Annotated in this window: 20 protein-coding genes and 1 tRNA gene; 12 read left to right on the top strand and 9 right to left on the bottom strand. The window is 63.9% G+C overall.

Translation table 11 applies throughout. The annotated features are described in order from the left end of the window. Positions 1-196: 196 nt before the first annotated feature. Positions 197-1,258, bottom strand: coding sequence for a phosphoribosylformylglycinamidine cyclo-ligase (purM, locus tag DESFRDRAFT_RS05050; protein WP_005991783.1), 1,062 nt, complete (start codon positions 1,256-1,258; stop codon positions 197-199). 99 nt (positions 1,259-1,357) lie between these two features. On the opposite strand from purM, the gene DESFRDRAFT_RS22650 reads away from it, so the two are divergent. The 3 genes from DESFRDRAFT_RS22650 to DESFRDRAFT_RS05035 all read left to right on the top strand — a co-directional run bounded on the left by DESFRDRAFT_RS22650 (position 1,358) and on the right by DESFRDRAFT_RS05035 (position 3,093). Further along, positions 1,358-1,864, top strand: a complete 507-nt coding sequence (locus tag DESFRDRAFT_RS22650) for a hypothetical protein (protein ID WP_005991781.1) — start codon at positions 1,358-1,360, stop codon at positions 1,862-1,864. 84 nt (positions 1,865-1,948) lie between these two features. Continuing rightward, complete coding sequence (gene amrS, locus DESFRDRAFT_RS05040; protein ID WP_005991779.1) at positions 1,949-2,965, top strand: AmmeMemoRadiSam system radical SAM enzyme; 1,017 nt, start codon at positions 1,949-1,951, stop codon at positions 2,963-2,965. Between the two features lie 51 nt (positions 2,966-3,016). Next, positions 3,017-3,093: transfer RNA gene (locus DESFRDRAFT_RS05035), tRNA-Pro, on the top strand. A gap of 194 nt (positions 3,094-3,287) precedes the next feature. On the opposite strand, the gene DESFRDRAFT_RS05030 is transcribed toward DESFRDRAFT_RS05035, so the two are convergent. The 3 genes from DESFRDRAFT_RS05030 to DESFRDRAFT_RS05020 all read right to left on the bottom strand — a co-directional run bounded on the left by DESFRDRAFT_RS05030 (position 3,288) and on the right by DESFRDRAFT_RS05020 (position 7,069). Further along, positions 3,288-4,397 (bottom strand): pyridoxal phosphate-dependent aminotransferase, encoded by a 1,110-nt coding sequence (locus tag DESFRDRAFT_RS05030; protein ID WP_005991777.1) that lies wholly within the window; start codon positions 4,395-4,397, stop codon positions 3,288-3,290. Then, positions 4,381-5,697, bottom strand: coding sequence for a hypothetical protein (locus DESFRDRAFT_RS05025; RefSeq protein ID WP_005991774.1), 1,317 nt, complete (start codon positions 5,695-5,697; stop codon positions 4,381-4,383). Before DESFRDRAFT_RS05025 ends, DESFRDRAFT_RS05030 begins: the two co-directional genes overlap by 17 nt. A 139-nt stretch (positions 5,698-5,836) precedes the next feature. Beyond that, the gene (locus DESFRDRAFT_RS05020; RefSeq protein WP_005991772.1) at positions 5,837-7,069 is read right to left on the bottom strand and encodes a hypothetical protein; all 1,233 of its coding nucleotides are present in this window, start codon (positions 7,067-7,069) and stop codon (positions 5,837-5,839) included. 506 nt (positions 7,070-7,575) lie between these two features. Here DESFRDRAFT_RS05020 and DESFRDRAFT_RS05015 point away from each other — a divergent pair. From DESFRDRAFT_RS05015 to DESFRDRAFT_RS05005, 3 genes are read left to right on the top strand one after another with little or no spacing between them, the layout of a single operon-like run. After that, positions 7,576-9,048: an adenine nucleotide alpha hydrolase family protein gene (locus DESFRDRAFT_RS05015; protein ID WP_005991770.1), complete on the top strand. Its 1,473-nt coding sequence runs from the start codon at positions 7,576-7,578 to the stop codon at positions 9,046-9,048. Positions 9,049-9,050: 2 nt separating this feature from the next. Further along, positions 9,051-9,854 (top strand): ThiF family adenylyltransferase, encoded by an 804-nt coding sequence (locus DESFRDRAFT_RS05010; RefSeq protein WP_005991767.1) that lies wholly within the window; start codon positions 9,051-9,053, stop codon positions 9,852-9,854. Positions 9,855-9,910: 56 nt separating this feature from the next. Then, positions 9,911-10,996 (top strand): GNAT family N-acetyltransferase, encoded by a 1,086-nt coding sequence (locus DESFRDRAFT_RS05005; protein WP_005991765.1) that lies wholly within the window; start codon positions 9,911-9,913, stop codon positions 10,994-10,996. A 346-nt stretch (positions 10,997-11,342) separates the two neighbouring features. Here DESFRDRAFT_RS05005 and DESFRDRAFT_RS05000 read toward each other — a convergent pair whose 3' ends face one another. From DESFRDRAFT_RS05000 to DESFRDRAFT_RS04985, 4 genes are all read right to left on the bottom strand, one after another. Then, positions 11,343-11,609: a hypothetical protein gene (locus DESFRDRAFT_RS05000; protein ID WP_005991763.1), complete on the bottom strand. Its 267-nt coding sequence runs from the start codon at positions 11,607-11,609 to the stop codon at positions 11,343-11,345. 104 nt (positions 11,610-11,713) lie between these two features. Beyond that, positions 11,714-12,688: a hypothetical protein gene (locus DESFRDRAFT_RS22000; protein WP_005991762.1), complete on the bottom strand. Its 975-nt coding sequence runs from the start codon at positions 12,686-12,688 to the stop codon at positions 11,714-11,716. Further along, complete coding sequence (locus tag DESFRDRAFT_RS04990; RefSeq protein WP_005991761.1) at positions 12,672-13,337, bottom strand: glycogen-binding domain-containing protein; 666 nt, start codon at positions 13,335-13,337, stop codon at positions 12,672-12,674. The genes DESFRDRAFT_RS22000 and DESFRDRAFT_RS04990 overlap by 17 nt, the downstream gene beginning before the upstream one ends. Beyond that, positions 13,334-13,900, bottom strand: a complete 567-nt coding sequence (locus DESFRDRAFT_RS04985) for an RNA polymerase sigma factor (protein ID WP_005991760.1) — start codon at positions 13,898-13,900, stop codon at positions 13,334-13,336. Before DESFRDRAFT_RS04985 ends, DESFRDRAFT_RS04990 begins: the two co-directional genes overlap by 4 nt. Positions 13,901-14,292: 392 nt before the next feature. Here DESFRDRAFT_RS04985 and DESFRDRAFT_RS21995 point away from each other — a divergent pair, with 392 nt between their 5' ends. The 6 genes from DESFRDRAFT_RS21995 (at position 14,293) to DESFRDRAFT_RS04965 (ending at position 20,785) form a co-directional block, all read left to right on the top strand. Beyond that, a complete protein-coding gene (locus DESFRDRAFT_RS21995; RefSeq protein WP_144004938.1) occupies positions 14,293-14,580 on the top strand; it encodes a hypothetical protein in 288 nt (95 codons plus the stop codon). Positions 14,581-14,588: 8 nt separating this feature from the next. After that, a complete protein-coding gene (locus DESFRDRAFT_RS04980; protein ID WP_043793938.1) occupies positions 14,589-14,837 on the top strand; it encodes a hypothetical protein in 249 nt (82 codons plus the stop codon). A gap of 93 nt (positions 14,838-14,930) precedes the next feature. After that, positions 14,931-15,104 carry a hypothetical protein gene (locus DESFRDRAFT_RS22645; protein ID WP_005991758.1) on the top strand — a complete coding sequence of 58 codons (174 nt, stop codon included), beginning with the start codon at positions 14,931-14,933 and terminating at the stop codon, positions 15,102-15,104. Between the two features lie 724 nt (positions 15,105-15,828). Then, a complete protein-coding gene (locus DESFRDRAFT_RS04975) occupies positions 15,829-16,917 on the top strand; it encodes an HlyD family secretion protein (protein ID WP_005991757.1) in 1,089 nt (362 codons plus the stop codon). Continuing rightward, positions 16,914-19,658 (top strand): ribosome-associated ATPase/putative transporter RbbA, encoded by a 2,745-nt coding sequence (gene rbbA / locus DESFRDRAFT_RS04970; RefSeq protein WP_005991755.1) that lies wholly within the window; start codon positions 16,914-16,916, stop codon positions 19,656-19,658. The genes DESFRDRAFT_RS04975 and rbbA overlap by 4 nt, the downstream gene beginning before the upstream one ends. Positions 19,659-19,660: 2 nt before the next feature. Beyond that, positions 19,661-20,785, top strand: a complete 1,125-nt coding sequence (locus DESFRDRAFT_RS04965; protein ID WP_005991754.1) for an ABC transporter permease — start codon at positions 19,661-19,663, stop codon at positions 20,783-20,785. Positions 20,786-20,824: 39 nt separating this feature from the next. On the opposite strand, the gene DESFRDRAFT_RS20650 is transcribed toward DESFRDRAFT_RS04965, so the two are convergent. Continuing rightward, a complete protein-coding gene (locus DESFRDRAFT_RS20650; RefSeq protein WP_005991753.1) occupies positions 20,825-21,589 on the bottom strand; it encodes a class I SAM-dependent methyltransferase in 765 nt (254 codons plus the stop codon). Between the last annotated feature and the right edge of the window lie 2 nt (positions 21,590-21,591).

Genomic DNA, 21,591 nt, shown 5'->3' with positions numbered 1-21,591 from the left:
GCTTGCCGCGAAGCGGCATGCACCGTCCCGGCGAATTCCGCCGCCATCTTCACCCAACAGCCTGACCGCTTCCCCCCTGCCCTCCCGTCCCGCCAAAGCACACCGGATGGGGGGTCCGGGGGCGCGCCCGCCCCCCGGTGGGGAGGTCCAGGAGGGGCAAAGCCCCTCCTGGCCGCCGGAGGCACACATACCTCGGCTAGCGCGCGTCGGGAAATTCGACGACCACCTGTTCGGCCTCGTCGCCGCCGCGCATTTCGATGCGGCCGATGATCTGAGCGTATTCGTGTAGGGCTTTGAGGCGCTGCATGACGTCCGGAGCGACCTCCGGGGCCACCACCAGCATGAAGCCGACGCCGCAGTTGAAAATCTGGAGCATCTCCGGCCAGCTCATCTTCCCCTGTTCCCGCAGCCAGTCGAAAACCGGCGGCACGTCCCAGGAGCCGAAGCGGAAATGGGCGGCGACGCCGCGCGGCAGGATGCGGTTGACATTGTCGTAGAAGCCGCCGCCGGTGATGTGGACCATGCCCTTGATTTCGAAATCGCGCAGCAGGTTGAGCACGGTCTTCACGTAGATGCGAGTGGGGGCGCACAGCGCCTCGGCCACGGTCTTGCCGGACTCGGGCATGGGGTCGTCGCCTTTAAGCCCCGAGGCGTCGAGCAGCTTTCGGATCAGCGAATAGCCGTTGGAGTGCGGCCCGGAGGATTCGATGCCGATGACCACGTCGCCGACGCCGATGCTCGAACCGTCGATGATGGCGGCGTTGTCCACGATGCCGACACAAAAGCCGGCCAGGTCGTAGACGCCGTCGGGGTAGAAGCCGGGCATCTCCGCCGTTTCGCCGCCCAGAAGCGCGCAACAGGCTTGCTTGCAGCCTTCGGCGATGCCGGTCACGACCCGTTCGGCCAGATCGACCGAAAGCCGGCCCGTGGCGAAATAATCCAGGAAGAAAAGCGGCTTGGCACCCTGAACGAGAATATCGTTGACACACATGGCCACAAGGTCGATACCCACGGTATCATGGCGGTCAAAGTCATGGGCGAGCTTGAGCTTGGTGCCCACGCCGTCGGTGGAGGATACCAGGACGGGCTCGGCGTAGGCTTCGGGGTCGAGCTTGAACAGCCCGCCGAAGCCGCCGATATCGGACACGACGCCCTTGCCGTAGGTGCCGGCCACAATGGATTTGATGCGCGAAACCAGCGTATTGCCGGCTTCGATGTCAACGCCGGCGGCCTTGTAGGGAGCCGATCTGTCGGCCATGGGTTGCTCCTTGGAGGACTGCGAATGAAAACGCTATTCCATAGTATCTTTGCGCCTCGAATTCAAGGGAAGCCTGGCCGGGCCTTTTGCCGGCGGTGCATGTTGGCCGCTGTCGCCCTGGCTCTCGCCGCCTCTCCCCTGCCCCAGGCCCTGGCCGACGGCGGCTCCTCGGAGTACGCCGCGCCCCCTTCCACGTACGGCCCGCCGCCTGAACTGCCGACGGGTTCCCATGTGGACGACGATCCGCCTCGCCGTGACATCCATATGGGCACCGTGGACCACATGCGCATGGGACGCGACGACGAGGGCAACATCATTATGGAAGTGCGGCCCCGCCCGAAAAAGATCGAGCAACAACCGCAGGTGGGGCCCATTTACGTGTACCCGCAGATCGGCGCGCCGGGTCCCTGGCGGGGACAGCCGGGTGTGGGCGGCCAGCCCGGCATGGGGCGGATGGGCGCTCCCGGTAACGGCGGCAATATGATGTGGCAAGGCGGACAGCCCGGCCAGACGCCTTTCCCTCAAAGCGGGCAGACGAACGGCAGGGTGTGGCCCCAGCCTATGACGCCGGCCACCGGCCAGGGCGGCCAGACCACGCCGCAGTAAGCGCAGTGCCTTCCCGCCTCCGGGCAATCCGAGAAGGGGCGGACGAAACGCGGGGGTTAAAACCTTCCGACCAAGGAGGGAACCATGCATCCGGCGCAACTATGGAAAGCCTTGCCCGACGGGCGCGTGTCGTGCCGGCTGTGCGCGCATTTTTGCCGCATCGCCGACGGCGATAGGGGCCTGTGCGGGGTGCGGGTCAACAAGGGCGGCGCGCTTTACACCCTGGCGTACGAACGCGTGGCGGCGGCCCATCTCGATCCGGTGGAGAAAAAACCGCTCTACCACTTCCAGCCGGGCAGCCTCGCCTTTTCCATCGGCACCATGGGCTGCAATCTGTCGTGCGCCTTCTGTCAGAACTATTCGCTGTCCCAGCCGCCGCGCCAGGGACGCCCGGTGACCGGCGAGCGGACCACCCCGGCGGCGCTTGTGGAGGCGGCCAAGGCATCGGGCGCGTCCTCCATCGCCTACACCTATTCCGAGCCCACGGTCTTTTTCGAGCTCATGCGCGACACGGCGGTTCTGGCCCATGAGGCGGGGCTCAAAAACATCATGGTATCCAACGGATTTCAGAGCCCCAAATGTCTCGAGGCCCTGGACGGGCTGATCGACGCGGCCAACATCGACCTCAAGGCCATGAATCCGGATTTCTACGAGCGCGTGTGCGGCGCCAAACTGCGCCCCGTGCTGCAAAATCTCGCGCATATGCGCAAGCTTGGCTGGTGGCTGGAGGTGACGACGCTGCTTATTCCCGGGGGCAACGACGCCGACGGGGAGCTTAAGGAGCTGGCCGCGTTTCTAGTCAAAGAGCTTGGGGTGGACACGCCGTGGCACATTTCGCGCTTCCACCCGGATTTCAACATGCGCGACGCGCCGACAACGCCGCTTTCACGGCTGGAGCGGGCCTGGGAAATCGGCCGTGAGGCCGGCTTGCGCTACGTCTACGTGGGCAATGTGCTCAGCGAGGCGCATAGCGGCACGATCTGCCCGAGCTGCGGGACGGTCGTGCTGGCGCGATCGGGAATGGGACTGCGGGAAGCGCGCCTCACGCGGGGACACTGCGCCTCCTGCGGCGCGGCCATCGCCGGAGTCGGGTTGCCCTAGACGCGCCGGCTTGCCATGGGGCCGCAGTTGCAGTAACCATTCGCCTCCGTTCGGGGCGTGGCGCAGACTGGTAGCGCGCCTGCTTTGGGAGCAGGATGCCGGGTGTTCAAATCACCTCGCCCCGACCAGATATTTCAAGGGGACAGGACTTCGTTTTCTGTCCCCTTTCGCTTTTGGATAACCTGGCTGGATCACCTTTTGGCCAACCACCCGCTTTTCCTCGTAAAAAATACGATAACATTTGGCAGGGACGCTGCCCGCTTCGCACAGGATGGTCGTTGCTCCACCGCGTCCCCTGTGGGACGGGATCACGTCCGGGCGTTCATGCGTGCTCCAGGACCTTGGGCAGGGCCTTGGCGAAGGCTTCCATGGCCTGCTCCCGGCCCAGGGTGACGCGAATCCAGTTGGGGCAGCGAAAGCCGGTCATGGTGCGCACCATCACGCCCTCGCGCATGAGCTTGCGGTAGAGCATGGTGTCGGAGATCGGCGTGCGGACCATGATGAAGTTGCCGGCCTGGCTCACGTATTCCAGCCCCATGGCGTCAAACAGGTCGCGGAGAAAGCACCTGGCTTCGTCCACCATGCGCCGGGTGGCGGCAATGTGCCCGGCGTCGTCGGCCAAGGCCGCCGCGGCCGCGATCTGGCCCAGGATGTTCACCGAATAGGCGATGTGGGTGCGTCGCACGATATCCACCGCCTCCAGGGAGCCGCACAGGTAGCCGATCCGAAAACCGGCCAGGCCGTACATCTTGGAGAAGGTGCGAAAGACCAGGACGTTGGCGTGGCGCTCCATGACCTCCATGCCGTCGGGGAAGTCCGGATCGTCCAGGAACTCGCGGTAGGCCTCGTCGAGCACCACCAGGGCCCGGCCGTCGAGGGCGGTCAGAAAGCGTTCCAGGGTGGCCCGGTTCCACCAGGACCCGGTGGGATTGTTGGGATTGCACACGAAGAGGACCTTGGTGTGCTCCGTGACGGCCGCCAGCATGGCTGCGGATGACAGGGCCCGACCCGCAAGGGGAACCAGCCGGGTTTCGATTCCGGAAAATTGCGCCACCCACTCGTAGACGGCAAAGGTCTTGTCGGCGGTCACAATGGCGTCGCCAGGCCCGCAGAAGGCCCGGATGACGGAGCTGATGACCTCGCAGGAGCCGTTGCCGACCAGGAACCGGTCCGGGGATTTGCCGAAACGGACGGCCAGGGCCTGGCGCAGGTCATAGGCGTCGCCGCTCGGGTAGATGGCGCCCAGCTCGGGCCGGAAGGCGGCAACGGCCTCTTGGGCCAGGAGCGGCGGCCCCAGGGCGTTTTCGTTGTTGTTGAGCCGAAAAAGGTGCTTCACGCCGAACTGGCGCATGAGCACCGGATCGGGCCGGCTGGGAACGTAGCGCTCGAAAGACCGGACATAGTCCGGCACGAGATCAAGCAAGCCGCGCATACTGCCAGATGACCTTGTCCGCCTGCCCGCCCTGGGGAAGGACGGCCATCGGCGCGAAGCCGGCCTCGATCAGGTCGCCGGCCAGGGCCGCTTCCCAGGGAACGGCAAGGTCCATGGAATAGAGGATGGCGTCGATGCCTTTGCGGCGAAAGGCCGCCACATGGGCCGCCAAATTCGCCGTGAGATCCTCGCCGTCGAGAAACGGCTCCAGCTCGGCGAAATTGCGAACCTGGTCATAGGTGGCGCCGAGCAGGGATTCCCGTCGGGGCCGGCCGGTCGGCACCTCCACGGGCAGGATGTCCCGGGGCAAGGCCAGTCGATCATACGTCTGGCGCAGGAATTCCTCCAGCTGCGGCGCGCACCAGACCGCCAGGCCGTTATCCTCGCGCAGATGGCGAAACACCACCGGGTGGGATTCCAAACGACCGTCCGTCATGGACTGGAGAGCCCCCAGGGGCTCGAAAGAGGCCTGGGGGAGATCGGCGGTGGCCCGAAAACTGAGCACGATGCTGTGCGGTCCTCGGGCCACGGCCGACAGGAAGCCGTCGACCAGAAGCCGGGCCACGCCGGCCGTCATTTCCGGTGGGGTAAACACAAAGGGACCGGAAAAATACAGGGCCTGCCCGCTGCACGGGCTCCAGGGCAACAGGCCGGCGATTTGTCCCGTGGCGTCACAGGCCAGGATGCAAGCCACTTGGCCCTCGGCCACCATGTCGGGAAACTTGCCGGGCGTCCGGAAGCTGCTCGGGCACTGCCAGGGAGGATAGGCGGAGATGGCCAGGGTGGCGGCGTGGCTGAGCTGGGCAGGGCTGGGATTCGGGTGGATGGCGAAGGGCGCGCGCAAGCCCTCGGGAAGGCGGACCGGTGCGACCGGCGGATACGATCTGTCCACAGTGGCTTCGAGGAGGAACCGGTCCGCGCCCTGATGCTTGAGATGGAAACGATCCGCGGCCTTGCCGGCCAGGAACAGGCCGATATCCCCGGCTAACGCGTCGTCGGTCGTGCAAAACGAGGCGCGGGATGTGACGTTCAGCGCGCCCAGGGAAAGGTTGCCCGCCTGGAAGGCAAACGAGGCGCACAACTGGTGCCGTTTGCCGGTGAGGCCAAGGGCGAGGGGCCGGCTGCCCTCGGCGAGGCCGGCGAGGCACAGGCAGAATTCCTCGACGGTCAACTGGAAGCGGTAGCGTTCCCTGCGGCCGAAGCCCGCGCGTTCCGCCAGAACGTTGGCCAGCCCGGCAACGGGACAGGCAAAAACGGTTTCCGCCGGAATCTCCAGCGACACGCGGACGTCCTCGGACATAAGGAACTCCCGGCAACAGGCTTGATGGACCTTTGGTCGCTTACCGGCCACAGACAATATCGGATTCCCCTCCGAGCGGCAAACCGACAATGCCTCTGGGCCAAGGAAGCGGCGTCCTCCTCTAGGATACCGTCCGCGTCTATTTGATCTGAAAGAACTGCTGGCGGGACGCGTCGCGATCCGGTATCGGCACGACTCCAGCCTTGCGCATCTCGCGGATGGAGATGAAGTGCGGCTCTTCGTCCTCATCCTCATCATCCTTGTCGGCTTTTTTTCGCGCCGCTGCCTTGCGTGCCTTTTCGTACGCCTCGGCGACCTGCTCCTCGCCAGACTCCAAAGCTTCCTCGAAGGAGGAATCGTCGAGCATGGTGGTTTCCAGATACAGTTGCCGCTTCCCGCCGGGATCAAGCGAAACGCTGACAAGCATGTGTTCGGGCAATGCAACCAGCGCCGTATCCAGACCTATCTTGTAAAAGACCGAAGCCAGCAGGCAACTGCCCTCCACGCAATTGGCCTTCCGGCTGGCCAGCGCCTCGCTGATGAAGCGTACGTGCTGCACGCCGACATCCTTTGGTTTGACCGACGGGGTTTTGATGCTCGAATAGTGGATGCCGCGCCGGCGCAAAGCCTGCCAGATCGCTTTTACCTGTTTGCGCACACCCTCGGCATCCGTTTGATATCCCGGAAACGACGAGACTTCCCCCGTGGCCAGGGCCTCCCGCAAAATCTGCCGCACCACGGGATGGTTCTCATTGACATAGGCGGCATAAAGCCAGTCCGTGTCGTAATCCTCATCGTCATCCTCGAAGCTGTGCACGCAATCGTTGGCTGAAGCGATGGTAACAGGGACAGTTTGCTCGCCTTGAGGAACGCCATCCAGCCACAACCGGGCCGTCATGGTGATTCCAATCGGCTGTTGCACCAAGGTGATCGGATCAGAGAAGGTGAGAAACGGATAGATGTGATAGGCATTACCCTTGCGGGAAAGAGCCACTTCCGCCCTGCCTGGATTGATCAAGGTCGATGAGGCGCTTATCTCCACAGCAGCTTTTGCCCCGGCGCGCGGAGCGATCACTTTGACGCCGAAAAGGCCGTTGCGATCCCCCAGTTCATCATCGTTATGCTGCATGTCCATCTTCATCTTTGCAATGTTTAGCATCAGTGATGGATACAACACGCCCTTGAGACCGACCTTGTCGAACGCCCATGTGGTCGATTTGGACTGCTGGGCCACTTCGTTGATTGGAGGAGCAGCGAGCACCGGCACGGTCAAGGCGGCAGCCAGCACGAGTATACTCGGCAAACCAACGGCATAGGCGGCAAAACGCAACCATGGGAGAAGTGCGTCCCGAAGGCGCGATGACTGGAGCATGCAGTAACCTCCATGACGAAAAAGCAAGCGGGATGTCGCGGCATCCGGCTTGGAGCCCGGAACAAATTCGCCGCTATGATCTGTCGGTAGCACAGCCATGAACATCCAGACAAGATGATCATGGCGCTGCCATCATGCTTTTTTTTGCTCCCCTCCCCTCTCCAGCGAAAGGCGCATGTCCCCGGGCATGAGGCGCTTCCGTGAAAGGCGTTATGGACCGCCGGCAGCCTCATGAGCCTTCAATGCAATAGCATTTCCTTTATCGTGGCAAACCAAGAATGCCGCCCGGGCGTGGTTTGCGCAAAGGCCGCCCTGGACGTGCACACGGAACATTCCGCTCTCGACGTCATCCCATCCATGGCTTACGAAAGCATGCACGTCCAGGCGTCATATGGAACCGAAGCGACACGTCGCCCCCAAACCGGCCGAGGCCGGCCAACGGGGGAGCGGCACAAACCGGGCGCAGGCCGTTCGACCGGTCTTGCATAATGCGAAGCGAGGTCGCCATGCGTTTGCCATCGCATCCCGCACTTCAATACCGCTGGGCGGTGCGTGACAGTCGGGACGGGAAGGTCCTGGTCTATTACGGCCTGCGCAATCCGCCCCGCCACCAGGAAACGGTCCTGCCCGTGCCGGCTGCCCTGGCCGAGGCCTTGGCCGGGCTTGACGGCGCGACGCCCCTGGACAGCCTGCCGGCGGCCGTACGCGAAAGCGAGACCTTCGGCCGACTGGTCGCGCAGGGGATCGTGGTGGACAAGCAGGACCGGCGGCGGCCGTCCACGGCCGATCACAAGCGGACCTGCACCCGATGCGTGGCCGACGACCACCTGCTGCCGGGGCTGGAGTTCGATGCCCGGGGGGTGTGCGCCTTCTGCCAGTGCTACGAGCGGGCCGAACAAACGGGAGGTTCCGCCGGGCCGCGCAATGTCGTGGACGAGGCCGCCTTGCTGTCGATCGCCAAGGGCAACAAGGACTCCCGCTTCGACGTCATGGTCCTTTGCACCGGCGGCAAGGATTCCACCTTTCTGCTGTGGTATCTGGCGAAACAACTCGGGCTGCGCGTCCTGGCCGCGTCCTGGAACATGCCCTATACCAACGACACCTGCCGCGAGAACATCCGCCGGGCCCTCGAACTGCTGCCGGATGTCGAACTGATGGAACGGACCCTGCCGATAAACGCCGTCCGGGACGCCATGCGCGCCCAGTTCGGCCAAGTGGGAGCGCCGTGTCTCTGCCCGACCGTGGCCCATGTCCTTTTCTTTCCGCTCGCCGCCTCGGAACGGATCCCGGTGGTCATGCAGGGGGTCGAGGAAGTCCAGCTCGCGGTCATGAGCCATGTCATGCGCAGCCTGCAATCCGGCAAGGGACCGGCCCGGCCCGAGCCCCTGTCCATCCGCGAGCAGACCCTCCAATTCCTGGGGATGGCGGCCAGCGCGCCCGAACCGCCCGATCCCTTTTCCCTCATGGCGGACTACATCCGCTACCAGCGGTCCATCCGAAGCAGCCTGGACCAGATCTACGGACCTCTCGACCGCCTCCTTGCGCGGGCCAGGGAGGACGAATCCGTTTTCGTGCCGCAATTCCTCCGCCTGAAGACGAATGCGCTCTACGGCTCCTGGAAGGAGGTCGCGACGTTGATGCAAAAGGAAATGGACTGGAAGATGCCCCCGGGCCAGAAGGGGTTGCTGCATACCAGTTGCCGCATCGAAAAAGTCAAGGACTACTGCCAGTACATGCGCTTTCGCAACATGCGAACCACCGCCTTCCCCCAATCCATCGTGGAAGTGAGCGCCGGGGTTTCCTTCGGGCTGCTCTCCCGCGAAGAGGCAGTGCGGGAGGTCGCGGAACTCGGCTACCACCACGAACCGGAAGTCATGGCCGAGTTGCTCGGCGATCTGCGCCTCAGCGACGCCGATCGCCACAGCCACGGCGAAACCGTCTACTCCCTGTGCGACGGCGCGTCGGGATGCCGGGGGTGAGCATGGCCGAGACATTCCTGAACCGGGCGGTGCCCATCTTTACCGAGGAAGGTCTGGCGGTCCTGCGGGGCAAGGTTGTCGCCCTGGCCGGGCTTGGCGGCGTGGGCGGCGGCGCGTTTCTGGCCCTTGTCCGCTGCGGGGTGACGCGTTTCCGGCTGGCGGAAAACGGCGTTTTCGACCCGCCGGACATGAACCGGCAGGCCGGGGCCTTGGGCCAGACCATGGGGCGCCCGAAGCTCGACGTGTATGTGGAGCTGGCCCGGTCCATCAATCCGGCCTTGGAGCTCGAGTGCTTCCCGGAAGGTGTCACCGGCGGCAATCTCGAAGGGTTTCTGGCCGGGGCCGACGTGTACGTCGGCGTTATCGATGTGGAGAAAGGCCACGATATCAAGGCCATGACACCTGCCCTGCTTGAAAAATACGATCTCCCCATGTTCACCTGCGGGGCCATCGGCTTCGGCGCCCTGCTGGTGGCCCACGAGCCGGGCGGTATGATGCCGGAGGCATTCTGGCGGCTGGTGCGGGAGCGGTCCGACGGCAACCAGGGTTTGCTGCCGTCACTTTTCGGGGACTTCTTCAACCGTCCGGTCATGGACCGCATTGCCGGGGGCTGCGCGTCCGGCATCCTGCCCACCACGGCCATCGGCGCTCTGGCGGCGAACACGCTGCTCGCCTGCGAAGTCCTGACCTGCCTGCTGCGGGGAACCGGCCTGGTGGACCGCGAACCGGTCTTTGCCCCGCGATTCACCGTGGTGGATTTCCTCAACCAGAAACTGGCGGTGGGCGATGCGAGCCTTGGGGCATGACCTTCGCTTCCGCTCCCGCCGAGGAAACGGGGCCCCGGGAGCCTGAGGAGATGCGCATGGGACGCGAGGAATTGATCGGAAAACTCCGGGAGTCGCACCGGGTGATCGAGCCCGGCCAGGATGTCGCGATAGAACTTTTCCGTCCCGAGGACGCCCCGGGCGTCGCCATGGCCTATTATGAGACCTACGGCGACACCTTTCCGCTGGAGCATGTCTACGATCCCGAGGAGATCGTCCGCCGCAACGCCACGAACGATCAATATACCGTGGTCGCCCGGACGCCGCGCGGCGAGGTTGTCGGGCTGTTCGGACTGTTTCGCCACGCCCCCAACCCCGACGTCTACGAAGCCGGCCAGCTCATGGTCCTTGGGAGTTATCGGAAAAGGCACCTCAGCACGGAATTCAGCAAGGTGGCCCTCGAAAGCCTGCCCAGGCGGCTGGGGATCCCCGTGGTTTTTCTCGAGGCCGTAAGCAACCATACGGTTTCCCAGCTTATCGCTCTGCCCTGGGGCCTGACATTCACCGGACTCGAGGTGGAATGCCTGCCGTCCGGAAGCCGCGCCAAGGAGAACGACGCGTCCCGCAACACCTCCCTTTTCCTGATGTTCAAGGCGTTCGAAAAGCCCTCCTGCGCGGTGTCCTTGCCCGAGCCATACCGGGCGTTTTGCGAGACGCTGTACGCGGAACTGGCCCTCCCCCGCGTGTGTTCTTCCGCGGCGGCGCTGACGGGCGAGACACTGGCCAGCCATTTCTTTCTCCAGGAGACCGGCTTGCTGCGCCTGACCGTAACCCGGGCCGGCAGGGATTTCGACGAGGCCGTTTCCACGGCCGAAGCCAAGGCCGGGCCTCGAGGCATGGTCCAGATATTCCTCAACCTTGGCGACGCGGCTGCCCCCCCCGCCGTGGAGTTGCTGCGGGCCAGGGGGTATTTTCTGGCCGGTTTGCTGCCGTACTGGTTCGGCGCGGACGGCCTGCTCCTGCAGAAGGTCGGCCGGGAACCGGACTGGGACGCCATCCAGGGCGCTGACCAGAGGGCGGCCGCCCTCCGCGACATGGTCCGCGAGGAGTTTAAACGCGCCTGGCGCGGGGAAACAGGTCTGCCGGATCCGGCGGAAGACCGTGACGGGCTCCCGGGCGGCTAACCTCCGGAGAACCGCCTGAGGCCGGGGCTGCGTCATTTTAACCGGGAAATGTCATCTCCCCCTAGTAAATATGTAATTATTTCAATATAAAAACTTCGTCTTTGCTCCTTTGGGAGCAGGATGCCGGGTGTTCAACCCACCTCGCCCCGACCATAGATTTCAACGGCTTGCGGTGAAAATCGCAGGCCGTTTTTTGTGCAAGTTTTCGGGTACAATCCAACGGCTTAACCATTTGAAATAATGACGGATAGTTGAAAACATCAGGCCAGGGTGCACCTCTGCGGCATAACGAAAAATCCCCCCGCAGCCGGCAAGGACGCGGAGGGATTTATTGCGGATGGGGATGCTATCGATTTATCGGCGCGCCAAAACCCGTTCCGTCCTGAGGCATCGGCTCCGTTCCATCCCCAAAGCCGAGCATGAGGCCAAGGCCGAGCCCAAGGCCCGTGCCATCGTCCAACTGACAGATACCGTTCCCGCCTCCCCCTGCACTACCGGCGAATTGCCCCTGGGGATTGCCTGCATTGAAGCCAAAACCATTCTGTGCAAAGGCGGTTGTGGACAGAAATCCGAAACAACACATCGCGACGACGACCATCATTTTCTTCAACATGGGTTTCTCCTTTTCTCTACTTATAGAGATATACGGAGGGAGACGTGAATTGGTCACTTTGATTTCACTTTTTTTTGCCTCAATATTTTTTGGAAGAGCAACGGTTAATTGCGGCCGCCACCGTGGCCGCCGCCACCACCGGAACCACCACCACTGCCGCCACCACCGGAACCACCACCGCCGCCTCCGCCGCCACCGGAACCTCCTCCGCCGCCAGAACCACTTCCGCCAGATCCACCGCCGCTGCTTCCGCCTGAACCGCTCCTCTGGCCCGACCCTTTGCCCGAACCGGCACTGGCGCCAGCGGACCTGCCTTGGGCGCTCCCCGTGCTTGACGCCGCCTCGGGGGAAGCCAGGCCCAACGCGTGACGCGCCTGCGAAAGGCTCATGTCTCCCGTGATCACCTTGGCCGCATCTTCCGCCACCACGGCATCGGGATTGCCGCCCTGTTTCGCATCGCGAACGAACCTCGCTATCTCCAAAAGCGCGAAGGGAAAATCCTTGGCTCCAAGCACTTGTGCGACCAGACTGTTCGCAAGGGCGGGAGGGAGTCCGGCTTGACGCACCGCTGCCATGAATTCCGCGGTCAAAACGACCTGCCGCGCCGTATGATCAGGGTGCGAGAGACAGATCTCAATATCGCCCCGCGAGAGCCCCATGCGTAATGTCTGCGCCAGACGCTCGTTCAAAGCGGCTGTTACGCCAGGACGGTTTGCCAGTTGGCGCTGTGCGAAAGCGAAATCCCCGAGCTGCTTTCGTACGGCCTCCTCAATGCGGGAAATCGGGACATGCTTAGCCAACCCCTCTTCAATCTTGTCTATCACGAAAGCCGTATTGCCGCCCGAGGACGAAGCCTTGCCCCCGATCTCCAGAAACGCCGCCGTATCGGATTCGCTTAACCCAAAGCGGTAGCCAAACCCCAAGACACGATCGATAGCGCCTTGCGAGAGGCCGGCGGTCCTCGCGGCCTCCATCGCTGCGACAAGTCCCACGCGGTTTTCCGACAAGCCCGTGGAGGGCCATAGACAGGTCATGGCAAGGACAAATCCCGCGATCAAAAAATTAAAGCGGACGAGCATGACGTCCCCCTGCCTGTTGCCGGCCGTTGTCATCCTCAATGATAAGGACGGAATTGGTATGGCCAAACCCGTCGTCTTCCTGAAGCAAGGCGCTGGAATCCGGCTTCAGGATCGTGCCGTCCACAAGGAAAGCGTACACATACCGCCCGGCCGGCAAGTGGACTGTCAGTGTAAAGACATCGCTTCCCGGGGCCTTGTGCATGACGTGCCGCCCAGGCATCCAGTCATTGAAGGAGCCGATCACGGCCACTTGCCGCGCGCCGGGGATACGCGCCACAAAAGTGACGTCCTTTGCTTGTCCGGCGCCGCCGCCGGCAAGTCGCCATCCGGTCGATTCCGACGCCAAGCCCTTCACAGACGACGAAGGGGGTTGAGACGCATGACGCATGAACGGGCCTGCCGACCAGAGCAGCATGGCCACGGCAAAAGCGGCCAGGCCGCCAATGGCGACGCCCCGGATGGCGGCGCGACGCGACAACCGCTGCACCCATCTCCAGATTCGGCGCGAAAGAGACGGTTTCTTGGGCCCGATGCGGGCCATGATCTGCGGCAGAAGCCGTTCCGGGACTTCCGGGCGCGGCAGGCCGGCAATGGCGCCGGCCAAGCGTTGTAAGTCCCGCGCCGCTTGTTCCTCATGCTTCTTGTTCATGCTTCTTGCCCGCCTCTGGGAACCACAAACATTGCGCGCAATCGTTCAAGCCCCCGGGAAATGCGCATTTTGACAGCGCTCACCGATATTTTCAGGGCATCCGCGATATCTTGAATGGACAATCCCTCTTGGTAACGCAGGATCAACACTTCCCTGGTCTCCAGGCCAAGAGCCTCCATTGCGGCGAAAAGCTTTTCACTATCAATCTTTTCGATCAGAGCATCATCCGCTGTTTCATCCTGTATGTTCTCCATGAAACCATCATGTAACGCCGACGCCGGTATTTCCACGCGCCCCTGCTTGCGGAGATGGTCGCGCGCGATATTGAGACTGAGCGTGTAAAGCCAGGGGAAAAACCGCGCCCCAACCTTGAATTTTTCGAGTTTTTCGTACGCCACGACAAAGGCTTCCTGGGTCAGGTCGCTGGCATCTGCGGGATTGCGGCACATGCGCGACATGAGTCCATGAATCGGCGACTGGTAACGACGGACCAGCACGGCGTATGCGGCGGCCTCCCCATCAAGGATGTCTTCGATAAGCTGTGTCTCGTCATCGTGGTTCATAAATTGCCTGGAGCTCTTTTATCCCTATACGTTTGCCAGAGGATTTTTGTCACAAGGATCACGCAAATAATTTGCCCAGAATGCTCTGCCCCGCCCCGCTTCCCCGGAAAGGGGACATTGCCCCCAACTGGCCGCAGGGGTATCCTGAGAAAATTCGCGACCCGCCATCGCCTTTGATCGTGGGGAGGCCGCCGGGGCATTGCCGAAGTCCGGGAGATCCCCGACGCCCTCGCTTCCGGAGTCCCCAGGAGAAAGGCAACGTCCAGGACATCGCCCTTCAAACCCTGGCGGAACGGTCGCCTCTCTGCTATTTCAAGAACATTAACGCGCAGAGGGTCAAGACGTACCGGGCGCGGCACGATCCAAAGCGACTTCACAAGCAGGAAAGGCATATGAAGACTTTTATCTTCTTGTTTGCATTCATTATTCTTTCGGCAGCCGCTTCGTTTGCCGAAAATCCATCTCATGATACGCAACGCAACGATACCGCCGCGAAAACAACCGCCAAGGCATCAGAATACAAGTCTTCCCCCCGCTTAAGCTACCATAGCAACAAACCGAGCAAAGAGGACCTGAATCTTGAAGGGATCAAACCAATGTTAAATCAAGCTCTTGGGAACAATCAAAACGGTTCCGCAGGTGGTGCGCTTATGCCAACTGCCGGAACGTACAGCTTTTAATGTGCCGCATGAAAAAGGAAAGCCCGAAGCGGGCCACCCTGGCTGACATGAAGGCCGACGCGAAAGAGCTGTGCCTGGCCCGGCTGCGGTCCGTGCCACGGGAAAAGCGGGACGCTGTTGCCGACGCGATCCTGGCCCTTGCCGATCCTGAATGGTGGGAGCGGCGGCAAAAAGGCGCGGAGGTGTTCCTGCTCATCCTGGAGTCGCGCAAGGCCGAGACAATGAAAATCATCCAGGACGCCACCCATAAAGTCTAACAGTTTGTTAAAAAAGTCTTTTTTCGCAGGCGACCTTCCTGGCCCCTTCGCATCCGTGGATGACACGCGCCATCTCCTCTGCTAGTAAAGAGCATGGAATGGATCTTTATCAGCCTCGCCGTGGGCCTTATCGCCCTGGTAGCCATGTTCGCCATAGCGGCCAATCGCTATGACGGTGCGACCGTCCCCGGTCATTTCGACTTCGACCGATACAAGCGAAACGAACTCTCCCAGCGAGGGCTCTTCGACAAGACGAAATGGCGATGAGCGCTTGCCCCTGGCTCCCGGCTGCGCCGGGTATAAATCCTTGTCCCCTTTTCGTGGCCATTCCCGGCAGGGTAAAGGATTCTGTACGCCACGCAGGGCCGGTCCCCGCAGGCCAGCGACCGACAAGCATCCCTAACACACCGAGAAATCATACGAAGACGGCCCCCAAAACCGATCGTCGCCTTTTGGCACGCTCCCTGCTTTAGAGGAAATATCCTTCCTCTGAACAAACCATTTTTGAAAAAGGCTTTTTGGGTGGCTCCCAGAAAGCCTTTTTCATTTTACGTTTGTCCCCATCGCCGCGGATCGAGCGTTTCCGCGCCCTTCGCGGGGCTAGCCCCCTCCCGCGGCCGCCCGCGAGATTCGCCAAATGTCGCGAAATTCTTCCATCCGCCCCTTTGCGGCGGGTATAAAATCCTGCACCCGGCCTCCAAAAGCGCAGGCCGGCGGCCTCGACTCCGTCATCCCGCGCCGCACCCTGGGCCTACCACCGCAGGCACGGCAACGAAAACACGGTCCGCTCCGCGAAGGACGCGGGGGCGCGGCAGGCCGGACTCCCATGAGCGGGCAAAGGACTCCTCCGATCCATTTTTCCCGGGATTCTTGAACATTGCTTCGAGATACGTATTATAGTAACTTTTAAACAATGCTGCATGGCTGTCCCAGGGCATTGTCCTTGGAACGACTGGCAGCCTTTCCGGGACGATGCCGACGGAGTACAACCATGTCGCAAAAAAAGTCCCAACGCTGGCTCGTCTTTCTCCTGCTCCCGCTCCTCGCCGCCGGGGGCGTCTTCACCTGGTACAAGCTCAAGCCCCGCGACCTCGCCGGCGCTTTCGCCGTGGGCAACGGTCGTATCGAGGCCACGGAAGTGGATATCGCCACCAAGCTGGCCGGACGCCTGACCGCCGTGACCGTGCGGGAAGGCGACGACGTCACGGTGGGACAGGTGCTGGCCAGAATCGACACCAAGGTCCTCGACGCCGACCTGCGCGAGGCCCAGGCGGCCATCCTCCAGGCCGCGCACAAAAAGGCCAGCGCCGCGGCCTCCGTGGCCCAGCGCCAAAACGAAATCGCCGCCGCCGAGGCCCTGGTGGCCCAGCGGGCCAGCCAGCTCCAACTGGCCGAAATCGAACTGCGCCGCACCAAGGTGCTGCATACCGGCGGCATCGTGGCCCGCGAAAAGCTCGACGTGGACCAGACCGCCCGGGAGACCAGCAACGCCCTGCTCGAGGCGGCCAAGGCCCAGCTTTTCGCCGCCAAATCCGCCCTGGAAGCCGCCGCAGCCGGCGTCGAGGAGGCCCAGGCGGCCATCGAGGCGGCCAGGGCCAAGGCCGAAACGATCCGGGCCGACATCGCGGACTGCACCCTGACCGCGCCCATCGACGGCCGGGTGCTCTACCGGCTGGCCGAGCCCGGGGAGGTCCTCGGCGTGGGCGGCCATGTCGTCACCCTGCTCGACCTTGCCGACGTCTACATGACCCTTTTTCTGCCCACCTCCCAGGTGGGACGCACGGCCCTCGACGCCGAGGCGCGCATCGTGCTCGACGCCCGGCCGGATCTGTCCATCCCCGGGCGGGTGACCTTCGTCTCGCCCCAGGCCCAGTTCACGCCCAAGGCCGTGGAGACACGCACCGAGCGCGAAAAGCTGATGTTTCGCATCAAGATCAACATCCTGCCCGAGCTGCTGCGGCGCTACGCCAAGCTGGTGAAGACGGGCCTGCCCGGCGTGGCCTACGTGCGTCTCGATCCCGCCGCCCCCTGGCCGCGCGAGGTGCCGCCCGTGGTAAAAGTGAGGGAGCCCGCGCCATGACCCCGACGGGCGCGGTCCGGCTCACCGGCGTGGGACTGCGCTACGGCAAGGTCGTGGCCCTGGACGCCGTGGACCTCGACATCCCGGCCGGGCGCATGATCGGGCTCATCGGCCCGGACGGGGTGGGGAAATCGAGCCTGCTCGCCCTGGCGTCCGGGGCGAGGCGCATCCAGCGGGGGACGGTGGAGGTCCTTGGCGGCGACATGGCCGACGCCAAGCACCGGGACGCGGTCTGCCCGCGCATCGCCTACATGCCCCAGGGGCTTGGCAAAAACCTGTACATGACCCTTTCCGTGCGCGAAAACGTGGACTTTTTCGCCCGGCTTTTCGGCCTGGGCCCGCGCGAACGCCGCCAACGCATCGACCGGTTGCTTTTAAGCACCGGCCTTGCCCCCTTCGGCGACCGGGCCGCCGGCAAGCTCTCCGGGGGCATGAAGCAAAAGCTCGGGCTGTGTTGCGCCCTGATCCACGACCCGGACCTGCTTCTGCTCGACGAACCGACCACCGGGGTGGACCCGCTTTCCCGCCGCCAGTTCTGGCGGCTTATCGACGGCATCCGCGCCGGCCGTCCGGGCATGAGCGTGCTGGTGGCCACGGCCTACATGGAGGAGGCCCAGGGCTTCGACTGGCTGGCGGCCATGGATGCCGGCCGCATCCTGGCCACGGGGACGCCGGCCGAGATGCTTTCCCGTACCGGCGCGCCGGACCTGGACACGGCCTTTATCCGTCTGCTGCCCGAATCCAGGCGGCAAGGGCACAAGAGGCTGGTGGTGCCGCCCCTCGCCTCCCGGGAAGACGAGCCGCCGGCCATCGTGGCCGAGGGGCTGACCATGCGTTTCGGATCGTTTACCGCCGTGGACCACGTGAATTTCGAGATCCGCCGGGGCGAAATCTTCGGCTTTCTCGGCTCCAACGGCTGCGGCAAGACCACCACCATGAAGATGCTGACCGGGCTGTTGCCGCCGACCGAGGGCCGGGCGCTCCTTTTCGGCAAGGCGGTCGATACCCGGGACATGGCGACGCGCAAGCGCGTGGGCTACATGACCCAGTCCTTTTCCCTCTACGAAGAACTGACCGTGCGCCACAACCTCACCCTGCACGCCCAGCTCTTCCAGATGCCCCGGGCCGAGATTCCGGCCCGCGTGGGCGAGATGCTCACGCGGTTCAACCTCACCGCCTACGCCGACGAGCGGCCCGAGCGCCTGCCGCTCGGCATCCGCCAACGCCTGTCCCTGGCCGTGGCCGTGATCCACGGCCCGGAGATGCTGATTCTCGACGAGCCCACCTCGGGTGTGGACCCCGTGGCCCGGGACGGCTTCTGGGAACTGCTCGTCGATTTGTCGCGCAACCAGGGCGTGACCATCTTCGTGTCCACCCACTTCATGAACGAAGGCGAGCGCTGCGACCGCATCTCGCTCATGCACGCGGGCAAGGTCCTGGCCAGCGACGCGCCGGCGACCCTGGCCAGACTTCGCGGCAAGGCCACCCTGGAAGAGGCCTTCATCGACTACCTCGAGGAAGCCTCGGGGATGACCGGCCCCGGCTCCCCGGACAAGGCTGACGCCGCTCCCCTGCCCCAACCGGAGCCGGAGAAAGCCGGACCGGCCCGCATCCCGGGACTAAGCCTCATGCGCCTTTCCGCATACGCCGGCCGGGAGTTTCGGGAAATCCTGCGCGACCCGGTGCGGCTGCTCATCTCGCTTATGGGTTCGGTGATCCTGCTCGCCATCCTCGGCTACGGCATCACCTTCGATGTGGAGAACCTGCATTTCGCGGTCCTCGACCGGGACCAGTCGCCCGAGAGCCGGGACTACATCCGCAATTTCAGCGGCTCGCGGTATTTCAAGGAACTCCCCCCCCTGGCCGACACGCGGGACATGGACCGGCGCATGGCCACGGGCGATCTGAGCGTGGCCCTGGAGATTCCCCCGGATTTCGGCCGGGACGTGCGGCGCGGGCGCAAGGCGACCATCGGCGTCTGGGTGGACGGGGCCATGCCCTTTCGCGGCGAGACCATACGCGGCTACGTGGAGGGCGTGCACGGCCTGTATCTGGCAAACCTGGCCCGCCAAAGCGGCGCGGCATCCGCACAGGCCGCGTCCGGCGTCCAGGTGCGCTACCGCTACAACCAGGATTTCAAGAGTCTCTACGCCATGGTCCCTGCCGTCATCCCGCTCCTTCTGGTCTTCATCCCGGCCATCATGACAGCCCTCGGCGTGGTGCGGGAAAAGGAGCTGGGCTCCATCGTCAACCTCTACGTCACGCCGGTGACCCGGGTGGAATTTTTGCTCGGCAAGCAACTGCCCTACGCGGCCGTGAGCATGGTCAGCTTTTTCGGCATGTGCGCTCTGGCCGTTTTCGCCTTCCACGTGCCCGTCAAGGGCAGCTTCGCCGCCCTGACGCTCACCGGCCTGGCCTTCGTCATGGTGACCACGGGCATCGGGCTGCTGGTCTCCGCCTTCACCCGGACCCAGATCGCCGCCCTGGCCGTGGCCGCCATCACGACGCTTCTGGCCACCATCACCTTTTCCGGACTGACCACCCCGGTCGCGGCGCTGCAAGGACCGGGGGCCTTTATCGGCACCGTGTATCCGGCCACCTACTTCCTCAACATCAGCCGGGGCATTTTCACCAAGGCCCTGTCGCTGCGCGATCTTATGCCGGATTTCCTGGTCCTTTGCGCCTATGTGCCGGCGCTGACCGGCGTCAGCGTCTGGCTGCTGCCCAAGCAGGAGAAATGACCATGCGTCGCCTGCGCAACGTATACCGCCTCGGGATCAAGGAGCTGTGGGGATTGTGGCACGACAAGGTGCTGCTGGTGGTCATCGTCTGGGTCTTTACCGGCGGCATCTACGTGGTGGCCCGGGCCACCTCGCAGGAGCTGCACAACGCGCCCATCGCCATTGTCGACGAGGACGACTCGTCGCTGTCCGTGCGCATCACCCAGTCGTTTTACGGGCCGTATTTCAAGACGCCGCGCCGCATCGCGTCCTACGAGATGGACCCGGCGCTTAACGCCGGGCGCTTCATCTTCGTGCTCGATATCCCGCCGGACTTCGAACACGACGTCCTGGCCGGCCGGCAACCGGACATCCAGGTCAACATCGACGCCACCATGATGTCGCAAGCCTACATCGGCGCAAGCTACATCCAGAACATCATCGCCGGCGCGGTGCGCGAATTCGTCCAGCGCCGGCGCGGCGCGGCGGCAACGCCCGTGGAGCTTGCCGTGCGGGTCAAGTTCAACCCCAACCTGACCAGTTCCTGGTTCGGCAGCGTGATGGAGATCATCAACAACATCACCCTGCTCTCCATTCTCCTGGCCGGCGCGGCGCTGGTGCGCGAACGCGAGCGCGGCACCCTGGAGCATCTGCTGGTCATGCCGATTGCGGCCGTGGAGATCCTGGTGGCCAAGATATGGTCCATGGGCTTCGTGGTGGTGACCGCCGTGGCCTTGTCGCTGGCCTTCGTGGTACGCGGGGCGCTCGGCGTGCCGCTGGCCGGATCGGTGCCGCTTTTCCTTAGCGGCGCGCTGCTCCAGTTTTACGCCACGTCCTGCATCGGCGTCTTTCTGGGCACCATTTCCCGCAACATGCCCCAGCTCGGGCTGTCCATGATCCTGGTCATCCTGCCGCTGGAAATCCTCTCCGGCAGCATCAGCCCCCGGGAGAGCATGCCGGAGCTCGTCCAGGACATCATGCAGCTGGCCCCGACCACGCATTTCGTGAGCCTGGCCCAGGCGATCCTCTATCGCGGGGCGGGATTTTCGCTGGTCTGGCCCAACTTCGTCGCCATGGCCGCCATCGGCGCGGGCTTTTTCCTGCTTGCCCTGGCCCTTTTCCGACGAAGCCTGGCCAAGGCGCGGTAGCGCCACACCCCAAAAAAACGTCAGGGACCGGGAAAAGGCTCAAGCGGGATTGGAACCGACCAGCACGGCCTTGTGCTCCTTGCGGCCGGGCCGGTCCTCGGCAACGACGGTCAGACGGTAATCGTACAGGTGGGTCCGGGCCAGCCGCGTCAGCGAGGCGCGGGAGAAAAAATGCAGCCCGACGGGGTCGACGCGGGAGCTCTCGCCCACGGGGAAGATGCAGAAGATCCGGCCGCCCGGGGCGAGCAGGCGCATCCACGAGGCGAACGCTGTCTGCGGGCACGGTTCGTATTGGAGCACGAAATAGACCAGCACCACGTCGAAAGCCCCAAGCGGCGGCGCGCAGCGGCCCACCGTGCCGGTGCGGATGTCCCGGCCGAAAGCCCTCCTCCCCCGCCGGGTCATGGTCTCGTTGATGTCGCAGGCGGCGACCGCATGCCCCCGGCGGGCCAGCGCGTCGACAAGCCGCCCCTCCAGGCAGCCCACCTCGAACACCCGGCGCGGCGGCCCGGAGGCGAGCCCCGCCTCGGGAATGTACCACTCCAGCTCGTCGAAACGCCCGGCCAGCCAGCCTTCCCACTGGGCATCGTCTTCCAGGGAGAAAATCCCCTGCCGGTTGTAGTTGTCGGCAAAGTAGGACTCGCCCTGGAACCAGGCGAAAAGCGCCTCCCGGGACGGCGGATTCTGCACGAAGGCGTGGCGGCAGTCCCGGCAGCGGGCAATGCGCCGCATGTGGGAACTGACGGCCACGATATCGAAGGCGCCGCCGCAGATGGGGCACGCGTTGTGGGTGACGCCGGTCATGA

The organism is Solidesulfovibrio fructosivorans JJ] (assembly GCF_000179555.1).
Lineage (GTDB): Bacteria > Desulfobacterota > Desulfovibrionia > Desulfovibrionales > Desulfovibrionaceae > Solidesulfovibrio > Solidesulfovibrio fructosivorans.
The sequence above is the reverse complement of the archived record's forward strand: the minus strand, read 5'-3'. Positions and strand labels throughout refer to the sequence as shown.

What these genes read in the sequence shown, in the direction of transcription:
- purM (WP_005991783.1), bottom strand. Translation starts at nt 1,258, where the DNA reads ATGGCCGACAGATCGGCTCCCTACAAGGCCGCCGGCGTTGACATCGAA.
- DESFRDRAFT_RS22650 (WP_005991781.1), top strand. Translation starts at nt 1,358, where the DNA reads ATGTTGGCCGCTGTCGCCCTGGCTCTCGCCGCCTCTCCCCTGCCCCAG.
- amrS (WP_005991779.1), top strand. Translation starts at nt 1,949, where the DNA reads ATGCATCCGGCGCAACTATGGAAAGCCTTGCCCGACGGGCGCGTGTCG.
- DESFRDRAFT_RS05030 (WP_005991777.1), bottom strand. Translation starts at nt 4,397, where the DNA reads ATGCGCGGCTTGCTTGATCTCGTGCCGGACTATGTCCGGTCTTTCGAG.
- DESFRDRAFT_RS05025 (WP_005991774.1), bottom strand. Translation starts at nt 5,697, where the DNA reads ATGTCCGAGGACGTCCGCGTGTCGCTGGAGATTCCGGCGGAAACCGTT.
- DESFRDRAFT_RS05020 (WP_005991772.1), bottom strand. Translation starts at nt 7,069, where the DNA reads ATGCTCCAGTCATCGCGCCTTCGGGACGCACTTCTCCCATGGTTGCGT.
- DESFRDRAFT_RS05015 (WP_005991770.1), top strand. Translation starts at nt 7,576, where the DNA reads ATGCGTTTGCCATCGCATCCCGCACTTCAATACCGCTGGGCGGTGCGT.
- DESFRDRAFT_RS05010 (WP_005991767.1), top strand. Translation starts at nt 9,051, where the DNA reads ATGGCCGAGACATTCCTGAACCGGGCGGTGCCCATCTTTACCGAGGAA.
- DESFRDRAFT_RS05005 (WP_005991765.1), top strand. Translation starts at nt 9,911, where the DNA reads ATGGGACGCGAGGAATTGATCGGAAAACTCCGGGAGTCGCACCGGGTG.
- DESFRDRAFT_RS05000 (WP_005991763.1), bottom strand. Translation starts at nt 11,609, where the DNA reads ATGTTGAAGAAAATGATGGTCGTCGTCGCGATGTGTTGTTTCGGATTT.
- DESFRDRAFT_RS22000 (WP_005991762.1), bottom strand. Translation starts at nt 12,688, where the DNA reads ATGCTCGTCCGCTTTAATTTTTTGATCGCGGGATTTGTCCTTGCCATG.
- DESFRDRAFT_RS04990 (WP_005991761.1), bottom strand. Translation starts at nt 13,337, where the DNA reads ATGAACAAGAAGCATGAGGAACAAGCGGCGCGGGACTTACAACGCTTG.
- DESFRDRAFT_RS04985 (WP_005991760.1), bottom strand. Translation starts at nt 13,900, where the DNA reads ATGAACCACGATGACGAGACACAGCTTATCGAAGACATCCTTGATGGG.
- DESFRDRAFT_RS21995 (WP_144004938.1), top strand. Translation starts at nt 14,293, where the DNA reads ATGAAGACTTTTATCTTCTTGTTTGCATTCATTATTCTTTCGGCAGCC.
- DESFRDRAFT_RS04980 (WP_043793938.1), top strand. Translation starts at nt 14,589, where the DNA reads ATGAAAAAGGAAAGCCCGAAGCGGGCCACCCTGGCTGACATGAAGGCC.
- DESFRDRAFT_RS22645 (WP_005991758.1), top strand. Translation starts at nt 14,931, where the DNA reads ATGGAATGGATCTTTATCAGCCTCGCCGTGGGCCTTATCGCCCTGGTA.
- DESFRDRAFT_RS04975 (WP_005991757.1), top strand. Translation starts at nt 15,829, where the DNA reads ATGTCGCAAAAAAAGTCCCAACGCTGGCTCGTCTTTCTCCTGCTCCCG.
- rbbA (WP_005991755.1), top strand. Translation starts at nt 16,914, where the DNA reads ATGACCCCGACGGGCGCGGTCCGGCTCACCGGCGTGGGACTGCGCTAC.
- DESFRDRAFT_RS04965 (WP_005991754.1), top strand. Translation starts at nt 19,661, where the DNA reads ATGCGTCGCCTGCGCAACGTATACCGCCTCGGGATCAAGGAGCTGTGG.
- DESFRDRAFT_RS20650 (WP_005991753.1), bottom strand. Translation starts at nt 21,589, where the DNA reads ATGACCGGCGTCACCCACAACGCGTGCCCCATCTGCGGCGGCGCCTTC.